The organism is Arthrobacter sp. zg-Y1171, assembly GCF_025244845.1.
In the GTDB taxonomy this organism is placed as follows: Bacteria; Actinomycetota; Actinomycetes; order Actinomycetales; family Micrococcaceae; genus Arthrobacter_B.
This window is the reverse complement of the sequence record NZ_CP104264.1, coordinates 2,452,579-2,467,823: the sequence shown is the minus strand read 5'-3', so window position 1 is coordinate 2,467,823 and position 15,245 is coordinate 2,452,579. Positions and strand designations below refer to the sequence as shown.

The window sequence follows — 15,245 nt, the reverse complement described above, 5'->3', positions numbered from 1 at the left end:
AAACCTCAGACCGGGGACGGTGCCCGGGGCCAACTACAGTTTGGGGGGAGGGAGTCAGTACGGTAGGTGGTATGAGTATCCCGGCACCGGCAGCAGAAGCAACTCCCTTGGGTTTATTACCGCTGGCGCGCACGGCCGTGGATCGGGGCTCCGAGCGCCGCGTGGCACCGGATCTCTTCGAAACAATCCGTGCCGACGGCGGAACCCGGGTCATGTACCTGGCAACAGGCCGGACCCTCGTCCGCGACGGCGCCCTGGTGCTCTTTGAACCGCCTGCGGCGGGCTTTGGCGACGTTCCCGTCTATCTGGGCCGGACCCTCGAAGATGCGCAGGTGCCGCTGGGGACCGACGTCGTGCTGGTGACCCTGCCCGAGCCGGATGAAGCGCTCGCCGTGGAAGGCGCCGCCTGGGTGAGCCTGCGTGAAGCCGCAACCCATCTGGGTGCCCTGGACGCAGGACTGTTCGTCGAGGCAGCTTCCATCGCCAACTGGCATTCCGTGCACACCCACTGCCCGCGCTGCGGTGCGCGGACTGTTCCGGAGCAGGGAGGCTGGGTCCGCCGCTGTCCCGAGGACGGCAGCTCCCACTTCCCGCGCACAGACCCCGCGATCATCGTTGCCGTTATCGACGAGCAGGACCGCATCCTGCTTGGTTCGGCCGCTGCCTGGGCGGGGAACCGGTATTCCACCCTCGCCGGTTTCGTTGAGCCCGGGGAATCGCTGGAGGCCGCCGTCATCCGCGAGGTGGCTGAAGAGTCCAACGTGGTTGTCCACAGCCCGCAATACCTCGGTTCGCAGCCGTGGCCGTTCCCGTGTTCACTGATGCTGGGCTTCACCGCCCGCGCGGAGCACGCGGAAGCGAAGGCCGACGGCGTCGAAATGTCCGATGTCCGCTGGTTCAGCCGGACGGAACTCACCGATGCCGTGGCCAGCGGCGAAATCACCATTGCAGGCCCCATTTCCATCGCCCGGAACCTGATCGAGCGCTGGTACGGCGGCACCATTACCGAACCGGAGGCCAACACCCGCGCATGAGCAGTGAATCACCAGAAGCACGAATCCTTGCAGGGCTCGACGACGAGCAACGGGCAGTAGCCACCACCCTTACCGGTCCCCTCTGCGTCCTGGCGGGTGCCGGAACCGGTAAGACCCGTGCCATCACGCACCGGATGGCCTACGGCGTGGCCACCGGCGTCTACAAGCCGCAGCAGGTGCTGGCGGTTACCTTCACGGCGCGGGCCGCAGCGGAAATGCGCACCAGGCTCCGGGACCTCGGGGCCGGCGGCGTCCAGGCACGGACATTCCACGCTGCCGCGCTGAAGCAGCTGCAGTATTTCTGGCCGCATACCGTCGGCGGAGCGATGCCCGGCCTGCTGGATCACAAGGCCCAGATCATCGCGGAAGCCGCCCGGCGCCTGAGGTTGTCCACCGACCGGGCCGCCATCCGCGACGTTGCCGCGGAAATCGAATGGGCGAAAGTTTCCATGCTTACCCCGGACAGCTACGTGCGGGCCGCCGGGGACCGGGAACCCCCGGCAGGGTTTGACCTGACGGCCATTTCGCGGATCTTCCAGTCCTACGAGGACGTAAAAGTGGACCGCAACATCATCGACTTCGAAGACGTCCTGCTGATCATGGTGGGGATCCTCCAGGAAGACGAGCGGGTGGCGGCCATGGTGCGGGACCAGTACCGGCACTTCGTGGTGGACGAGTACCAGGACGTTTCACCGCTGCAGCAGCGGCTCCTGGACCTGTGGCTGGGCGCCCGCAACGAACTGTGCGTGGTGGGCGATTCCAGCCAGACCATCTACTCCTTCACCGGCGCCACCCCGCGGCACCTGCTGGACTTCACCAAGCGGTTCCCCGGCGCCGACGTCGTCAAGCTGGTCCGCGATTACCGTTCCACGCCGCAGGTGGTCGGCCTGGCGAACCGGATCCTCGCGGCCCGCACAGCCGAGGGGGAGCGGAACCGGACGGCACCGGCCTGGCCGACGCCGCTGGAGCTGGTGGCGCAGCGGCCGGCCGGCCCGGAGCCGACGTTTACCGAATGCGCCGACGACGAAGCGGAAGCCGCGCACGTGGCTTCCTCCATCAAGGCACTGATTGAACAGGGGGTCCAGGCCAGCGAGATCGCCGTCCTCTTCCGTACCAACGGACAGTCGCAGGCCTATGAGCAGGCGCTGGCGTCAGCCGGTATCGGCTACCAGCTGCGTGGCGGCGAGCGGTTCTTCGCCCGCCGCGAAGTCCGCGACGCGGTGCTGCAGCTCCGTGCGGCGTCCCGATCCGTGGGCAACGAGCCCGTGCCCCAGATGGTGCGGGACATTCTGGCTTCCCTGGGCTACACGTCCGAGGCGCCGACAGGCGGCGGCGCCACGCGGGAGCGGTGGGAATCCCTGGCGGCGCTCGTGGCGCTCGCCGAAGAGCTGCAGGTCACCCGGACCCGTGACCCGGACAGCATCTTCACCATGCAGGACTTCGTGGCGGAACTGGAGGAACGCGCCGCGGCACAGCACGCACCCCGGGTCCAGGGGGTAACCCTGGCGTCCCTGCACTCGGCTAAGGGCCTGGAGTGGGATGCGGTGTTCCTGGTTGGACTGAGCGAAGGCTTGATGCCCATTTCCTTTGCCGATACCCCGGAGGCCGTCGACGAGGAACGGCGGCTGCTTTACGTGGGTATTACCCGTGCGCGGGAACACCTGGCGCTGTCCTGGTCCACGGCCCGGACACCGGGCGGGCGTGCCAACCGGAAACCGTCACGTTTCCTGGATGGACTGCGTCCCCGTACGGAGCGGGACGCCGGACGGACGGCAGGACCGGCGAAGCAGACCCGGCGCAAGGTCACCGGGCCGGCGAAGTGCCGCAGCTGCGGTGCCCTGCTGAACACCGGCGCCGAACGCAAGGTCGGGCGCTGCGGGGACTGCCCGGTGACCTATGAGGAAGCTACCTTCGACGCGCTGCGGGAATGGCGCCGCGAGGCGGCCGCCGAAGCAGGTATTCCGGCCTTTGTGGTGTTCACCGACGCCACTCTGGTCGCCATCGCGGAAGACCGGCCGCCGTCACTGAACCGGCTGGCCACCCTGCCCGGCGTCGGTCCGTCGAAATTGGAGCGCTACGGCGAAGCGGTACTGAAGGTACTCGCGGAAAGCGCCGGAGCCTAGCTGCCGGACCTGGCCGCCGGACCTGGCTGCCGGACCTGGCCGCCGGACCTGGCTGCCGGACCTGGCCGCCGGGCCTTGGGCGCCGGCTACGCCACCCGGTTGCTGCGTTGCAGACGGCAGCCGCAGGCGGGGTGGTAGTCCAGTTTCCGCAGCTGCGGGTAACCGTCGGATGTCCGCAGCCTCAGGACCGCGGAGAACACAGCCGGTTGATTGATTCCATCCAGGAAGACCAGCGCCGCCATGGCCGCCGCTCCGGCGGCCAGGACCGAGCCGGCAAGTTCCTCGCCCGAGGGACCAGACGAGTCGGGCGTGCCCGCACGCTCCTGCCCGGGGGCTTTATCCTTGTCCGCAGTCAGGGCTTCCAATGCGGCGTACCACCCCGGATCGGTGTCTGCCCGGTGCCGGTCCAGGCATTCCAGGCAGGGTGTGACGCCCGGAACCACCAACGGGCCGATATCCCATCCGCCTTCCTGGGCGGTCAGTACCAGTCGGGGAACACCCTCGTCACCGTCCGGCAGATCCGACTGCCGTCCCGGCCGTCCGGGACCGGCCCCGACCGCGCGGAGAGTTACCGCCAGATCCACTGCGGGCGGGACCTGGCGGCTTCCGCCCGGCGCCATCGCCAGCACCTGAAGGGTGGGGTCGATCCGGAACAGGTGCCGTTTGACGGCGGCTGCCCGGTTCATTCCGATATCGGTCATGGCATAGGCCGGGCCGACATCTGCCGGGCACACCACCCCGGGGTCGGTGAGCAGCAGGGTGCCAATGCCTGCGGAGGCAAGCGTGCGTGCCACCAGGGCTCCCGTGCGGCCCAGTCCATCCACGGAGACGGCCGCACCGGCCCGCCGCCGGATCGATTCCTCGCCGTTGACGCGATAGGCGGACGAAAGACGCTGTGCGTCCGGGAGGAGGCGTTCCGAGCGCAGGGAGGGAATGGGATCCGCGGTTCCCTCCTGCGGTACCAGCAACGGTCCCAGGACCTGCAGGAGCGACGCTGCCCGGTCCGGCGGGAGGGACAGTCCTGCTGCGGTGGCCGCTTCAGCACCGTCCGGAACGCCTTGACGCAGTGCCGCCAGAAAAGCGACGTCGGCGTCCTGGAGGTTGCGCAGCAGCAGGGATCCTGAGCCGATCCCCAGTTGCCGGGCGCCCGGTGAAACTTCCAGCACATGAATTCCAGGATTGATCCGCATGGCCTGCTCCCGTAGTCCGGTTCTTCCTGCGTGTTGCCAGCCTTGCCCGCCCTTGCCCGCCGGGCTGCCGGCACTGTCCGAACAGCCGGGCTGCTGACCATGCTGGCACGGCGTTCGCAGCCGTTCCGGGTTATCCACAGGCTGCAGGGCCCCCGGCGACGGCGGCTAGGCTTGGAATATGCCTTCCCCGCACCGGACCGCCGACGTTTCCATCCCGGCCACCACCAGCACCGGAATACCGATCCAGGTCCGCCGGTCCGCCCGGCGGAAGCGGACGGTCAACGCCGTCTTCCGTGACGGGGTGGCGCTGATTTCCATCCCCGCGCATTTTTCCACAGCGCAGGAGGCGGAATGGGTACGGCGGATGGTGGCGCGGCTGGAAGAGCGCTCGGCCGGTGTGCCGGATCCGGAAACCAGTGAGAGCGAGCTGATGCTGCGCGCCGCGGAACTATCCCGGACCTACCTCTCCGGCCGTGCCCGCCCGCAGTCCGTCCGCTGGGTAAGCAACCAGAACTCGCGCTGGGGATCGGCCACGCCCGGCAGGGGAACCATCCGGCTTTCCGACAAGCTGCAGGGCATGCCCGAATGGGTCATCGACTACGTGCTGCTTCATGAACTCGCCCACTTGCTGGTGCCCTCGCACGGCCCGGCGTTCTGGCGCCTGCTGGAAAGCTATCCGCAGACGGAGACCGCCAAGGCCTTTCTCTCCGGAGCAGCGTTCGCCAGCGCCCGCGGCCTGAAGGGCGAGATGGGGGAGGACTAACCGGTCCTTAAACGCAGCTGCTCCAGAGGCTGTTGCCTCTGGAGCAGCTGCGGGTGCTGCCGGTCAGCTAGCTGGCGCCGGGCTTTCCGTCGTCGCCGTCAGTCTTGTCCGGGCCGCCGCCCAAACCCTCGTCGGTGTTTTCGGCGGCCGGCGTATCCGTCGCAGTTTCCCCGGAACCCTTTTCTTCAGAGCCTGATTCGTCGGCCGGCGTGTCGAAGCCGCCGTCGAGGAGGCGCTTCAGTGCGGCATCAACGTCGGAGTCGGCCGCTTCGAGAAGTTCACGCCGCCGGCTGAAGCCCTGGGGATCGTCGAGGTCCTCCGAGGTCGGCAGGAGATCCGGGTGCTGCCAGATGGCATCGCGGCCCTCAATGCCGCGTTCCTCCGTGAGATGCGCCCAGAGTGCAGCGGCATCGCGCAGCCGCCGCGGCCGCAGCTCCAGGCCCACCAGGGAAGCGAACGTGTGCTCAGCGGGACCACCGCTGGCACGGCGCCGGCGGATCATTTCCCGAAGGGCCCCCGCCGAGGGCAGGTTCGCCGTGGCAGCGGCCGTGACCTCGTCCACCCAGCCCTCCACCAGGGCCAGGGCGGTCTCCAGCCGTTCAAGGGCGGCATCCTGGGCCGGTGTGCGCTGGGGCTGGAACACTCCGCCGGACAAGGCGGCCTGGATGGACTCGGGATTGGCGGGGTCGATCTCCCGGGCGGCTTCCTCGATCTTGGACATATCGATGTGGATGCCGCGGGCGTAGCTTTCGATGGTGCCGAAGAGGTGGGACGCCAGCCACGGAGCCTGTGCGAAGAGACGGGCATGAGCTGCTTCCCGAACGGCAAGGTACAGGCGGATTTCCGCTTCAGGGATATCCAGGCCTTCGCCGAAGGCTGCAACGTTGGCGGGCAGCAGTGCCATGGTTCCGGCCGCGAGGGGCAGGCCGATGTCGGTGGAGCTCACCACTTCCTTGGACAGTGCCCCCACGGCCTGGCCGAGCTGGATGCCGAACATTGCTCCGCCCATGTTGGCGAGCATGGAGGACGCCCCGCCCATCATGGACTTCATCTCTTCGGGCATCTGCGTGGTGATGGCATTGGACAGGGCTTCCGAAATGCTCACCGCCACCGGTTCCGTCAGGCGGCGCCAGGAATCCATCGTGGCTTCAACCCACTCCGCCCGCGACCAGGCGCGGCCCAGGCTGCCGGTGGACGCGAAATCGGTGGCCGGATCCAGCCAGAGTTCAGCCAGGTGCAGCGCCTCGTCAACCTCGCGGGCCGCCGTCGGGCCCGTGGAAGGGTCGCTGCCGGTTGCCGCCACCCGCCGGGCGTTGTCCTTGGCCAGCTGCCAGTTCACCGGACCGTCCGAAGAAGCGCTGAACATGGCCTGGACCTGCTGGAAAATCATGGCCATGGCGTTGGGGTCCGAGGGCAGCCCGGCCGCCTTTGCCAGCTCGGTAGGATCCATGCCGCCCGCGCCGCCGGCGCCGAACAGGCGCGCGAGCATTTCGGACAGCGGATCCTGCGGGTTGTCCCCGCGGTCGGATGGATTGGAACTCATGGGATACCACCGGTCCTGTGAAAGAAGATAAAGCGGAAAGATACTGCGGAAGATTAATACTGCGGAAGATAGTGTGCGATGCCCGGCACCTGCCGACCATATTCCCCTTACGCTACCCGCAGGGTCCAAGCCCTGTCCCGCACAGGCCGTTTTCGTTCGCTGTAGGCAAAGCCTGCCCTGCACGCCACGGCCGGGGGCCGGGCGTAGGCTTGCAGGGTTGGCAGCCCGACCGCGGGCGCCGGATCTGTACACGAGCACAGCAAAACGAGCACAACAAAACAAGCACAGCACACGAGCGCAGGAAAAGGTTGGTCAGTTGCGCCCCTCTCATGACGACAGCAGGACTGCGGCGCAGGGCCGGCCAGGTAATCCCGTGCCCGGGGAGCCTCCGGTCCCGGCCCCGCAGCCGGACGGCAGCTACTCCGTCTATCCGTACCAGGGCCTGGGTGCGGGCCGCCCCGCGCCCGCGAAACGCTCCGCCCGTTCCCGGGCGATGATTGCTTCCGGTGCGCTTGCCGCCGTCCTCGGTGCCGCCGGACTGCTGCTGCCCGCCCAGTACGTGGTGGAGTCCCCGGGACCTACGTTCAATACGCTGGGCAGCGCCGGCGACGCGGAAATCATCGAGATCGAGGGGCGCCCGAGCTATCCCACGGAGGGCGAGCTGGACCTGACCACCGTCTACGTTTCCGGCGGTCCGAGCACGAACATCAGCATCTTCCAGGCCGTGGGCGGCTGGGCGAACAATAACGACGTCGTCTATCCCACCGAATTCCTCTACGCCCCGGGAACCACCAGCGACGAGGTGGATGAGGAAAACGCCGCCGCCATGACGTCGTCCCAGGAATCCGCCGTCGCCGCAGCCCTGAACCAGCTGGATATCGGCTATACGCAGGAACTTACCGTGGCAGCCGTGGTTGAGGGGTCACCGGCCGAAGGCGTGCTGGAGGCCGGAGACACCGTGGTTGCAGTGGGGGACACCCGAATCGACGGCATCGAGAGCCTGCGCGCCGTCCTGAACGACGGCGGCGGCTCGCCTGCGGAAATCACGGTACGCCGCGACGGGGACGAAGTAACCGAATCCGTGACCCCGCGGCAATCCGATACCGGTACCTATCAGCTCGGCATCGAACTGGCGACCTCCTTCGAGTTCCCTTTCGATGTCAACATCGGGGCAGGAATGGAACGCGTAGGCGGTCCGTCCGCGGGGATGATGTTCGCCCTGGGGATCGTGGACCGGCTCACCCCGGAACCGTTGACCGGCGGCAGGCATTTCGCCGGAACCGGGACCATCGATGCGGCTGGGAACGTGGGCCCTATCGGCGGGATCCGGCAGAAACTGATCGGTGCGTCCGACGCCGGGGCCGAGTATTTCCTGGCCCCCGCGGACAACTGCGGCGAGGTCGTCGGCCATATTCCGGCAGGCCTGGACGTGGTGCGGGTTTCCACCCTGGACGAGGCCATCCAGGCGGTCGAAAAGCTCGCCGCCGGCGGGAGTGCGGCGGATCTGCCGCAGTGCACCCCCTAGTAGTAGGCGGCCCGCCCTAGTTACGATCGGGACAAGGTTGTTTGCGGCACCGGATCTAAGTGGCAGCCACAGAGCAATCCAAGGCAGAATGATTTACGGACGGCTTCCGGGGTAACCGGTGGGGAAACAGGGCTGGAAACACGACCCGAAAGCATTCCCGCCGGTGCATCCCGGCCAGGCCGCGAGCCGACGCACCGAACGATGAGGTAACTGTGACTTCCGGACCAAACGGCCCATTTTCCCGACCCGGTACGGCCACGGCCGTCGGCAGGCGACGGCGGCGCAGCCCGCTGATCGCAACGCTGATCGTCGTTGCCATCCTGGTCATTGGCTTCGTGTACTTTTCCCAGGTCTACGCGAATGTCCTGTGGTACAACCAGCTGGGGTATCTGGAAGTCTTCGTCAAGGAGAACCTGACCCGCATCTCCATGTTCCTTGCGGCCTTCCTCGTGATGGCCGCCGGAGTGTTCACCAGTATCCGGGTGGCCTACACGTCGCGGCCGATCTATGCGCCGGACAGTGCACTCCAGGACAACCTCAACCGGTACCAGGCCCAGCTTGAGCCCATCCGCAAGCTGCTGATGATTGGTATTCCGATCGTTGTCGGCGGCTTCGCCGGCACGGCCGCCATGTCCATGTGGCAGCAGGCCCTGCTCTTCTTCAACCGGCGCGATTTCGGAAAGACAGATCCGCAGTTCAACATGGACTACAGCTTCTATCTGAACACGCTGCCCTTCATCGGGTTCCTGGTGGGCTTCCTGATCAGCGTCGTCGTTATTGCCGGTATTGCCGGCCTGATGACCCACTACCTTTACGGCGGCATCCGGCTGGAGGAAAAGGGTGTGTTCGTCAGCCGCCCGGCCCGTCTGCACCTGGCCATCATCGCGGCAGCCTTCCTCATCCTGCAGGGCATCAACTTCTGGCTCGACCGCTACGACACCCTGCTGAGCACCTCGGGAACCTGGACCGGCGCCCTCTACACCGACGTCGAGGCCGTCATCCCGACCAAGGCCATCCTGGCCGTTGCCTCGGTCATCGTTGCCGTCCTGTTCATCCTCTCCGCCGTCATCGGCCGCTGGCGCCTGCCGATTATCGGCACCGCCATGCTGATCATCACGGCCATCGTGGCCGGCGGCGTCTACCCGTGGATTGTCCAGCGCTATCAGGTGCAGCCTTCGGAGCTGAGCCTTGAGCGCGAATACATCCAGCGCAACATCGACCTCACGCGGGAGGCCTACGGCCTGAGCGACACCGAGGTCATCCCGTACGACGCCACGGTGAACGCCAACGCCGGAGCCCTTGAACAGGACGCCGGCACCACGGCCAACATCCGCCTCCTGGACCCGAATGTCGTCTCCGACGCGTTCGGCCAGCTGCAGCAGTTCCGCCAGTACTACCAGTTCCCCCAGACCCTGAACGTGGACCGCTACGAGATCGACGGCGAGGTCCAGGACACGGTCATCGCCGTCCGCGAACTGAACGTCGGCGGCGTGCCCGCAGGCTGGGTCAACGAACACATCCTCTACACCCACGGCTACGGCGTGGTGGCAGCGCGCGGTTCAACGGTCGGGGCGGACGGCAAGCCCAGCTTCATGGAGTCCGGCATTCCCTCCACCGGCGTGCTCACCGACGGCGGCGAGTACGAGCCGCGGATCTACTTCGGCGAAAACTCTCCGCAGTATTCGGTGGTCGGCGCCCCGGAGGGCACCCCGCCGGTGGAAATCGACCGCCCGCAGACGGGTAACTCGGAAGAGGAATCGCAGACCACCTTCAGCGGCGAGGGCGGCCCGAGCGTCGGGAACTTCTTCAACCAGCTGGTCTACGCGATCAAGTTCCAGTCCACCGAGCTGCTGCTCGCGGACGCCATCAACGAGGAATCCCAGATCCTGTATGACCGCGACCCCCGCGACCGGGTGGAAAAGGTTGCCCCGTACCTGACCGTGGACAGCAACGCGTACCCCGCTGTCATTGACGGCCGGGTGAAGTGGATCGTGGACGGCTACACCACGAGCAAGTACTTCCCCTACTCCACGCAGCAGGAGCTGCAGGATGCCACCACGGACTCGTTGACTCCGGGAGCTGCGGCACTGCCGCAGGAACAGGTGAACTACATCCGGAACGCGGTGAAGGCCACGGTTGATGCCTACGACGGTTCCGTCGAGTTGTACGCCTGGGACGATGAGGATCCGCTGCTGAAGTCCTGGCAGAGCGTCTTCCCCTCCACCCTGAAAAAGTACAGCGACATGTCCGCTGACCTGATGGCGCACGTGCGTTACCCGGAAGACCAGTTCAAGGTCCAGCGTGAACTGCTGGGCAAGTACCACGTCACCGATCCGGATTCGTTCTACAAGAACGACGACGCCTGGAGCGTTCCGGCCGATCCCACGGGCGGCAACGGCAGCGTCAAGCAGCCTCCGTACTACCTGTCGCTGCAGATGCCGGGACAGGATGAAGCGACCTTCTCGCTGACCACGCCGTTCATTCCGTTCGTGAGCGAAGGCGGCGACCCCCGCAACGTGCTTTACGGTTTCCTCTCCGCCGAGGCAGACGCCGGCACCGGGGAAGCGGGTGTCAGGAGCGAGGACTACGGCAAGCTTCGCCTGCTCGCCCTGCCTACGGATACGGCTGTTCCCGGGCCGGGCCAGGCGCAGAATACGTTCAACTCCGATCCGACCGTCTCCAACGCGTTGAACCTCCTGCGCCAGGGTGCTTCGGAAGTCATCAACGGCAACCTGCTGACCTTGCCGGTAGGCGACGGCATCCTGTACGTGCAGCCCGTGTACGTACAGTCCTCGGGTGAGGCCTCGTATCCGACCCTGCAGCGGGTGCTGGTGAACTTCGGCGAGAAGGTGGGCTTCGCACCCACCCTGGAAGAAGCCCTGGACCAGATCTTCGGCGGAGACTCCGGAGCGTCCACGGGAGATGCCGGCAACGTCGGGGCTACGCCTCCGACAGCGGAAGGCGGCGGCGACGTGACCGCCCAGTCCGAACTGGCTACGGCGCTTTCCGATGCCGGGCAGGCCATCCAGGACGGCCAGGCTGCCCTTGGCCGCGGCGACTTTGCCGCCTACGGCGAGTCCCAGGCCCGGCTCCAGGACGCCATTACCCGGGCTACCGCAGCCCAGGAGCGGATGGAGGGTGCTGCCGGTGACGCCACCGAGGCGCCTGCCGACGGCGCCACTGCTCCGGCGGAAGACAGCGACGGCGGCAACTAGCGACGGCGGCAACTAGCGGACGGCGGCGGGGCACCCGGGGTGCCCCGCCGCCGTCTCGCGGGCCGGGGCCCCGGCCCTGCAGCGATGGGCCGGGGTTCCGGTTTGCGTCAGTGTCCTGCGGCGGGTAGAGTTAGATATCACGCCGCGGGGTGGAGCAGTTCGGTAGCTCGCTGGGCTCATAACCCAGAGGTCGCAAGTTCAAATCTTGCCCCCGCAACAAAAGAAAGTCCCTCGAGGATCCGCAAGGAACCTCGGGGGACTTTTGTTTTGCCCGCCGATGGACCCACTAAACTTCCCACATGGGCGATACCCCGGCGGAACGGGACCCGGACCGCGGTGAGACCCCGCTGCAGAAGCAGGACCGGAACTGGACGGACCTGCTGCAGGAGCTGCGGGTGCTCCAGACCGGCATCCAGATCCTGACCGGCTTCCTGCTGACGCTGCCGTTCCAGCAGCGCTTCACCGAACTGAACCCGGTCCAGGTGGGCATCTACCTGTGCCTGGTGGTGCTTTCGGTGCTCGTCACCGCGCTCCTGCTGTCCACGGTGGTGCTGCACCGCGCCTTCTTCCAGCGGCGGATCAAGGGGAACCTGGTGGACAGTGCGGACCTGCTGCTGCGCCTTACCCTGGTACTGGTGGGCCTGATCCTGGTCGGGACCATTGGCCTGGTGTTCGACCTCGTACTCTCCGGTTCAGCCGGTGCCATAGCCGCGGCATCGGTGGCGGTTGTCGTGGCCCTGCTGTGGCTGCTCCTGCCTCTTCTCCTGAGGCGGCAGGCCCTGCGCCGGCGCACGGCCCGGCAACACCGGCCCCGGCGGGAACGCACCAGACGGACGAAGGGCGGGCGCCGGTAGCGGCACCCGCCCTTCGGCAGTACTGGAAGCAGCTGTGGCTAGTCCTCGATGGCGGACTGCGTTGTGCCGGACGACTTCAGGGCCGCCAGGCGGGCTTCGACCTCGGTCTGCTCGCCGAGATCCTCCAGCGACTCGAACTGCGAATCAAGGCTGGAGGACGCCAGCTCGTTGGCGCCGCGGACGCGGGCTTCCTCGCGGCGGATCTTTTCCTCGAAGCGGCCCACCTCGGAGGTCGAGTCCATGACATCGATGCTCTTCATGGCCTCATGCATCTGCGTCTGAGCGGAGGCGTTGCGGGCGCGGGCAATCAGTTCGTCGCGCTTGCTGGTGAGCTGGTCCAGCTTGCCCTTCATCTGGTTCAGGCCGGTCTTGAGGCGTTCAACGATCTCTTCCTGGGAAGCAATGGTCGGCTGTGCGCCCTTGGCTTCGTTTTCGGAGGCGATCTGGCGCTGAAGGGCCACCTTGGCAAGGTTGTCGAACTTCTCGGCGTCGGCGGTGTTCCCGGCCGCGCGGAACTCATCGGCCTTGCGGGAGGCAGCCAGCGCCTTGTTGCCCCAGTTCTGGGCGTTCTGGATGTCCTCGTTGTAGTCGTCCTGGAGCATCCGAAGGTTCCCGATGGTCTGCGCGACGGCGCTCTCGGCCTCAGCGATGTTGTTACTGTAATCCCGCACCATCTGGTCGAGCATCTTCTGCGGATCCTCGGCCTGGTCGAGGATGGCATTGATGTTGGCCTTGGCCAATTGAGTGATACGTCCGAAAATCGACTGCTTAACCACGGTGTCTGCCTTTCAATCTGCTGTGTTCGGAAAAAGCCCGCCTCCGCCATGGAGCGTTACGGGTACATCTTGGTGCACTTTTGCGTCTTTGGTCCGTGTGGGCTAGAAGTTTCCGCCGGATGAGCCGAACCCGCCGCCTCCGCCGAACCCGCCGCCCCCGCCGAAACCACCGCCTCCGAAACCACCGAACCCGCCGCCGCCCCATCCGCCGCCGTGCGAGCCGCCGCGCAGGATGGAATCAATGAGGATACCTCCGAGGATGGCGCCGCCCAGCCCGTTTCCGCCGCCTCCTCCGCCGCCGAATCCGCCGCCGCCGAAACCTCCGCCGAAACCGTCCACGTCCTGCTGCGCCATTTCCGCGGCCTGGGCCGCCAGCGCATTGGCTTGCTGGGCGTAGGCGAGGGCGCTCACCGGATCCGAGGACTGCATTGCCACGGCCTGCTGCAGATTGCGCTCAGCCTCGGCCAACCGGGTCCGGGCCTCGCTGCCGACGCCGCCGCGGCGTGCCCGGATGTAGTCCGAGGTGCCCGAAATCTGCGCCTGCGCGGCCATCATGGCATGCTGCAGGGAATCCCGTGCCCGGCGCTCCTGCTCCTGGCGGTCACGGATGCCTTCCAACGCCGCATCGAGCTGGTTGTTGGCCGTTTCCAGCCGGCGCAGCAGGTCCACCGGGTCAATGGGACCGGCCTGCGTGGCCTGGTTCACGGCATCGAGGGCGGCACGGACTCCGGCTGCCGGACCGGCGAGACCGGGAGTGGTACCGCCGGCGGCAATAGCGCCGGCCTGTGCCAGGTCCTGGTTGGCGTCGGCAACTGCGCGCTGGAGCTCCTGGCGTGCGGCGTCAAGTTCCTGGCTCCGCTTGTCGATCGCGTCCAGCAGCACGTCGGCCTGGTGGACGGATTCTTCGGCCGCTCGGACGGAAACCACTGCCGAAGAGGTATCCCCTTCAGCCAGCTTTTCATTCGCCGTCGCGGCGGCATTGGACACGAATGCCAGGCGTTCATGGGCCTGGTCGATGTTGTCGCTGATCTGGCTGACGGCGGAGGCGGCGTAGCGGGACCGCAGCGAATCGAGTGTCGCCGCCGAGGTGCTTAGGCGCGAGGCGGTCTGGTCCGCAGCTGCCTGTGCCGCAGCCAAGGCGGCGGGGGCGTTCTTCTCCAGTTCCCGGAGGGAATCGAACTCTTCCTTGTGTGCCTGCAGCGACTCGTTCACTGCCTCGCACCGGCGGATGATTTCCTTCAGCCAGGTACGTTGCTGCTGCTCGGTATCCGGAATGTGGTCGTCGAGCTGCTGCTGCAGCTTGAAGGACTCGCCCATGTGGGCGCGTGCTGCGGCCAGGTCCTCGGAGAAGGTCGTGACCGCGCCCTCGCCGTAGGCGGCCATGGCGAATCCAAGTTCCTGCTCGCTGGACTTGATCGCGTCGTCGGCAGCCACGAGCAGGCTGCCGGCGCGCTTGCGCAGGTCCGGCACGCTCATGGTGTCCAGCGGATCCACCGGGGCAGCGGGGCCCTGCTGCTGCACGGGCGCAGCAGCGGCGGACTTGCGGCGGCGGCTGCGGATCAGCAGGGCGGTCCCCAGTCCGCCGGCGACGACGACGCCGCCCACCAGCAGGGGCGCCACGTCGGCGCCGCCGGATTCCTCCGCGGCGGCAACCTCTCCGTCTCCGCCGCGGGCAATGTCTTCCAGTGACTCCGCAGCGTTCACTGCGCTGTTGGCCCACTGGGCGGAGGAAATGTCCTGGGAGCCCAGCAGGGGGTCGGTCGCCGCAGCAAGAATGGCGTTGCGGCGCGCCTGGTTCAGGACGCTCTGGTCCCCGGTGGAGACCTGGATCTTGCGGTCCTCGGTGGCAATGCTCAGGAGTGCTTCCTTAGCGCCCATGCCCTTGCCCCGCACCACCTGCTCCGACCAGGCGACCGGGTCCGAGGGGCTGGTAAAGGAATCCACGTAAACCACGTAAAGGGTGTACCCGCTGTTCCGCTGCACTTCCGAAATGGCTTCCTCCACCTCGGAAGCATCACTGCCCAGCACATCGGCCGGGTCCACGACGAATTCGCCCGGCGGTATCCGCACGGGGGATTCCGCCGGCACCAGGACCACCGGACCGGCAGCCGCCGGGACCGGCTCCGCGGGCCCCGCAAAAGCAGCGGCCGGGACCAGGACCGTAACTGCGCTCAGGCCTAGTACGGCCGCCAACCTGTTCCGTGACCGCATACAACGTCCTT

General features: G+C 67.0%; 10 protein-coding genes and 1 tRNA gene. 7 read left to right on the top strand and 4 right to left on the bottom strand.

The window, feature by feature from the left end; all coding sequences use genetic code 11:
- The first annotated feature begins 71 nt into the window (after positions 1–71).
- Positions 72–1,034, top strand: a complete 963-nt coding sequence (gene nudC / locus N2L00_RS11555) for an NAD(+) diphosphatase (protein WP_255764757.1) — start codon at positions 72–74, stop codon at positions 1,032–1,034.
- Positions 1,031–3,157, top strand: a complete 2,127-nt coding sequence (locus tag N2L00_RS11550) for an ATP-dependent DNA helicase UvrD2 (RefSeq protein ID WP_255764756.1) — start codon at positions 1,031–1,033, stop codon at positions 3,155–3,157. Before nudC ends, N2L00_RS11550 begins: the two co-directional genes overlap by 4 nt.
- Positions 3,158–3,243: 86 nt before the next feature.
- Here the strand turns inward: N2L00_RS11550 and N2L00_RS11545 are convergent, their stop codons facing one another.
- Complete coding sequence (locus tag N2L00_RS11545; protein ID WP_255862705.1) at positions 3,244–4,347, bottom strand: ThiF family adenylyltransferase; 1,104 nt, start codon at positions 4,345–4,347, stop codon at positions 3,244–3,246.
- Positions 4,348–4,525: 178 nt separating this feature from the next.
- On the opposite strand from N2L00_RS11545, the gene N2L00_RS11540 reads away from it, so the two are divergent.
- Entirely contained in the window at positions 4,526–5,110 is a 585-nt protein-coding gene (locus N2L00_RS11540) for a M48 family metallopeptidase (RefSeq protein ID WP_227933109.1), read from the top strand.
- 67 nt (positions 5,111–5,177) lie between these two features.
- Here N2L00_RS11540 and N2L00_RS11535 read toward each other — a convergent pair whose 3' ends face one another.
- Positions 5,178–6,653, bottom strand: a complete 1,476-nt coding sequence (locus tag N2L00_RS11535) for a zinc-dependent metalloprotease (RefSeq protein WP_255862706.1) — start codon at positions 6,651–6,653, stop codon at positions 5,178–5,180.
- Positions 6,654–7,026: 373 nt separating this feature from the next.
- Between N2L00_RS11535 and N2L00_RS11530 the strand changes: the two genes are divergently transcribed.
- The 4 genes from N2L00_RS11530 (at position 7,027) to N2L00_RS11515 (ending at position 12,247) form a co-directional block, all read left to right on the top strand.
- Positions 7,027–8,178 (top strand): PDZ domain-containing protein, encoded by a 1,152-nt coding sequence (locus N2L00_RS11530; protein ID WP_255764752.1) that lies wholly within the window; start codon positions 7,027–7,029, stop codon positions 8,176–8,178.
- A gap of 212 nt (positions 8,179–8,390) precedes the next feature.
- Positions 8,391–11,393, top strand: a complete 3,003-nt coding sequence (locus N2L00_RS11525) for a UPF0182 family protein (protein WP_370646909.1) — start codon at positions 8,391–8,393, stop codon at positions 11,391–11,393.
- A 143-nt stretch (positions 11,394–11,536) separates the two neighbouring features.
- A tRNA-Met gene (locus N2L00_RS11520) sits at positions 11,537–11,610 on the top strand.
- 82 nt (positions 11,611–11,692) lie between these two features.
- Complete coding sequence (locus N2L00_RS11515; RefSeq protein ID WP_255764751.1) at positions 11,693–12,247, top strand: DUF6328 family protein; 555 nt, start codon at positions 11,693–11,695, stop codon at positions 12,245–12,247.
- 38 nt (positions 12,248–12,285) lie between these two features.
- Here N2L00_RS11515 and N2L00_RS11510 read toward each other — a convergent pair whose 3' ends face one another.
- Positions 12,286–13,023, bottom strand: a complete 738-nt coding sequence (locus tag N2L00_RS11510; RefSeq protein WP_227918389.1) for a PspA/IM30 family protein — start codon at positions 13,021–13,023, stop codon at positions 12,286–12,288.
- Between the two features lie 102 nt (positions 13,024–13,125).
- On the bottom strand, positions 13,126–15,234 hold the full coding sequence (locus N2L00_RS11505; protein WP_255764750.1) for a YgcG family protein: 2,109 nt from the start codon (positions 15,232–15,234) through the stop codon (positions 13,126–13,128).
- Between the last annotated feature and the right edge of the window lie 11 nt (positions 15,235–15,245).

Excerpts from the sequence above, each read along its gene's own strand:
- nudC (WP_255764757.1), top strand. The coding sequence starts at position 72 with ATGAGTATCCCGGCACCGGCAGCAGAAGCAACTCCCTTGGGTTTATTA.
- N2L00_RS11550 (WP_255764756.1), top strand. The coding sequence starts at position 1,031 with ATGAGCAGTGAATCACCAGAAGCACGAATCCTTGCAGGGCTCGACGAC.
- N2L00_RS11545 (WP_255862705.1), bottom strand. The coding sequence starts at position 4,347 with ATGCGGATCAATCCTGGAATTCATGTGCTGGAAGTTTCACCGGGCGCC.
- N2L00_RS11540 (WP_227933109.1), top strand. The coding sequence starts at position 4,526 with ATGCCTTCCCCGCACCGGACCGCCGACGTTTCCATCCCGGCCACCACC.
- N2L00_RS11535 (WP_255862706.1), bottom strand. The coding sequence starts at position 6,653 with ATGAGTTCCAATCCATCCGACCGCGGGGACAACCCGCAGGATCCGCTG.
- N2L00_RS11515 (WP_255764751.1), top strand. The coding sequence starts at position 11,693 with ATGGGCGATACCCCGGCGGAACGGGACCCGGACCGCGGTGAGACCCCG.
- N2L00_RS11505 (WP_255764750.1), bottom strand. The coding sequence starts at position 15,234 with ATGCGGTCACGGAACAGGTTGGCGGCCGTACTAGGCCTGAGCGCAGTT.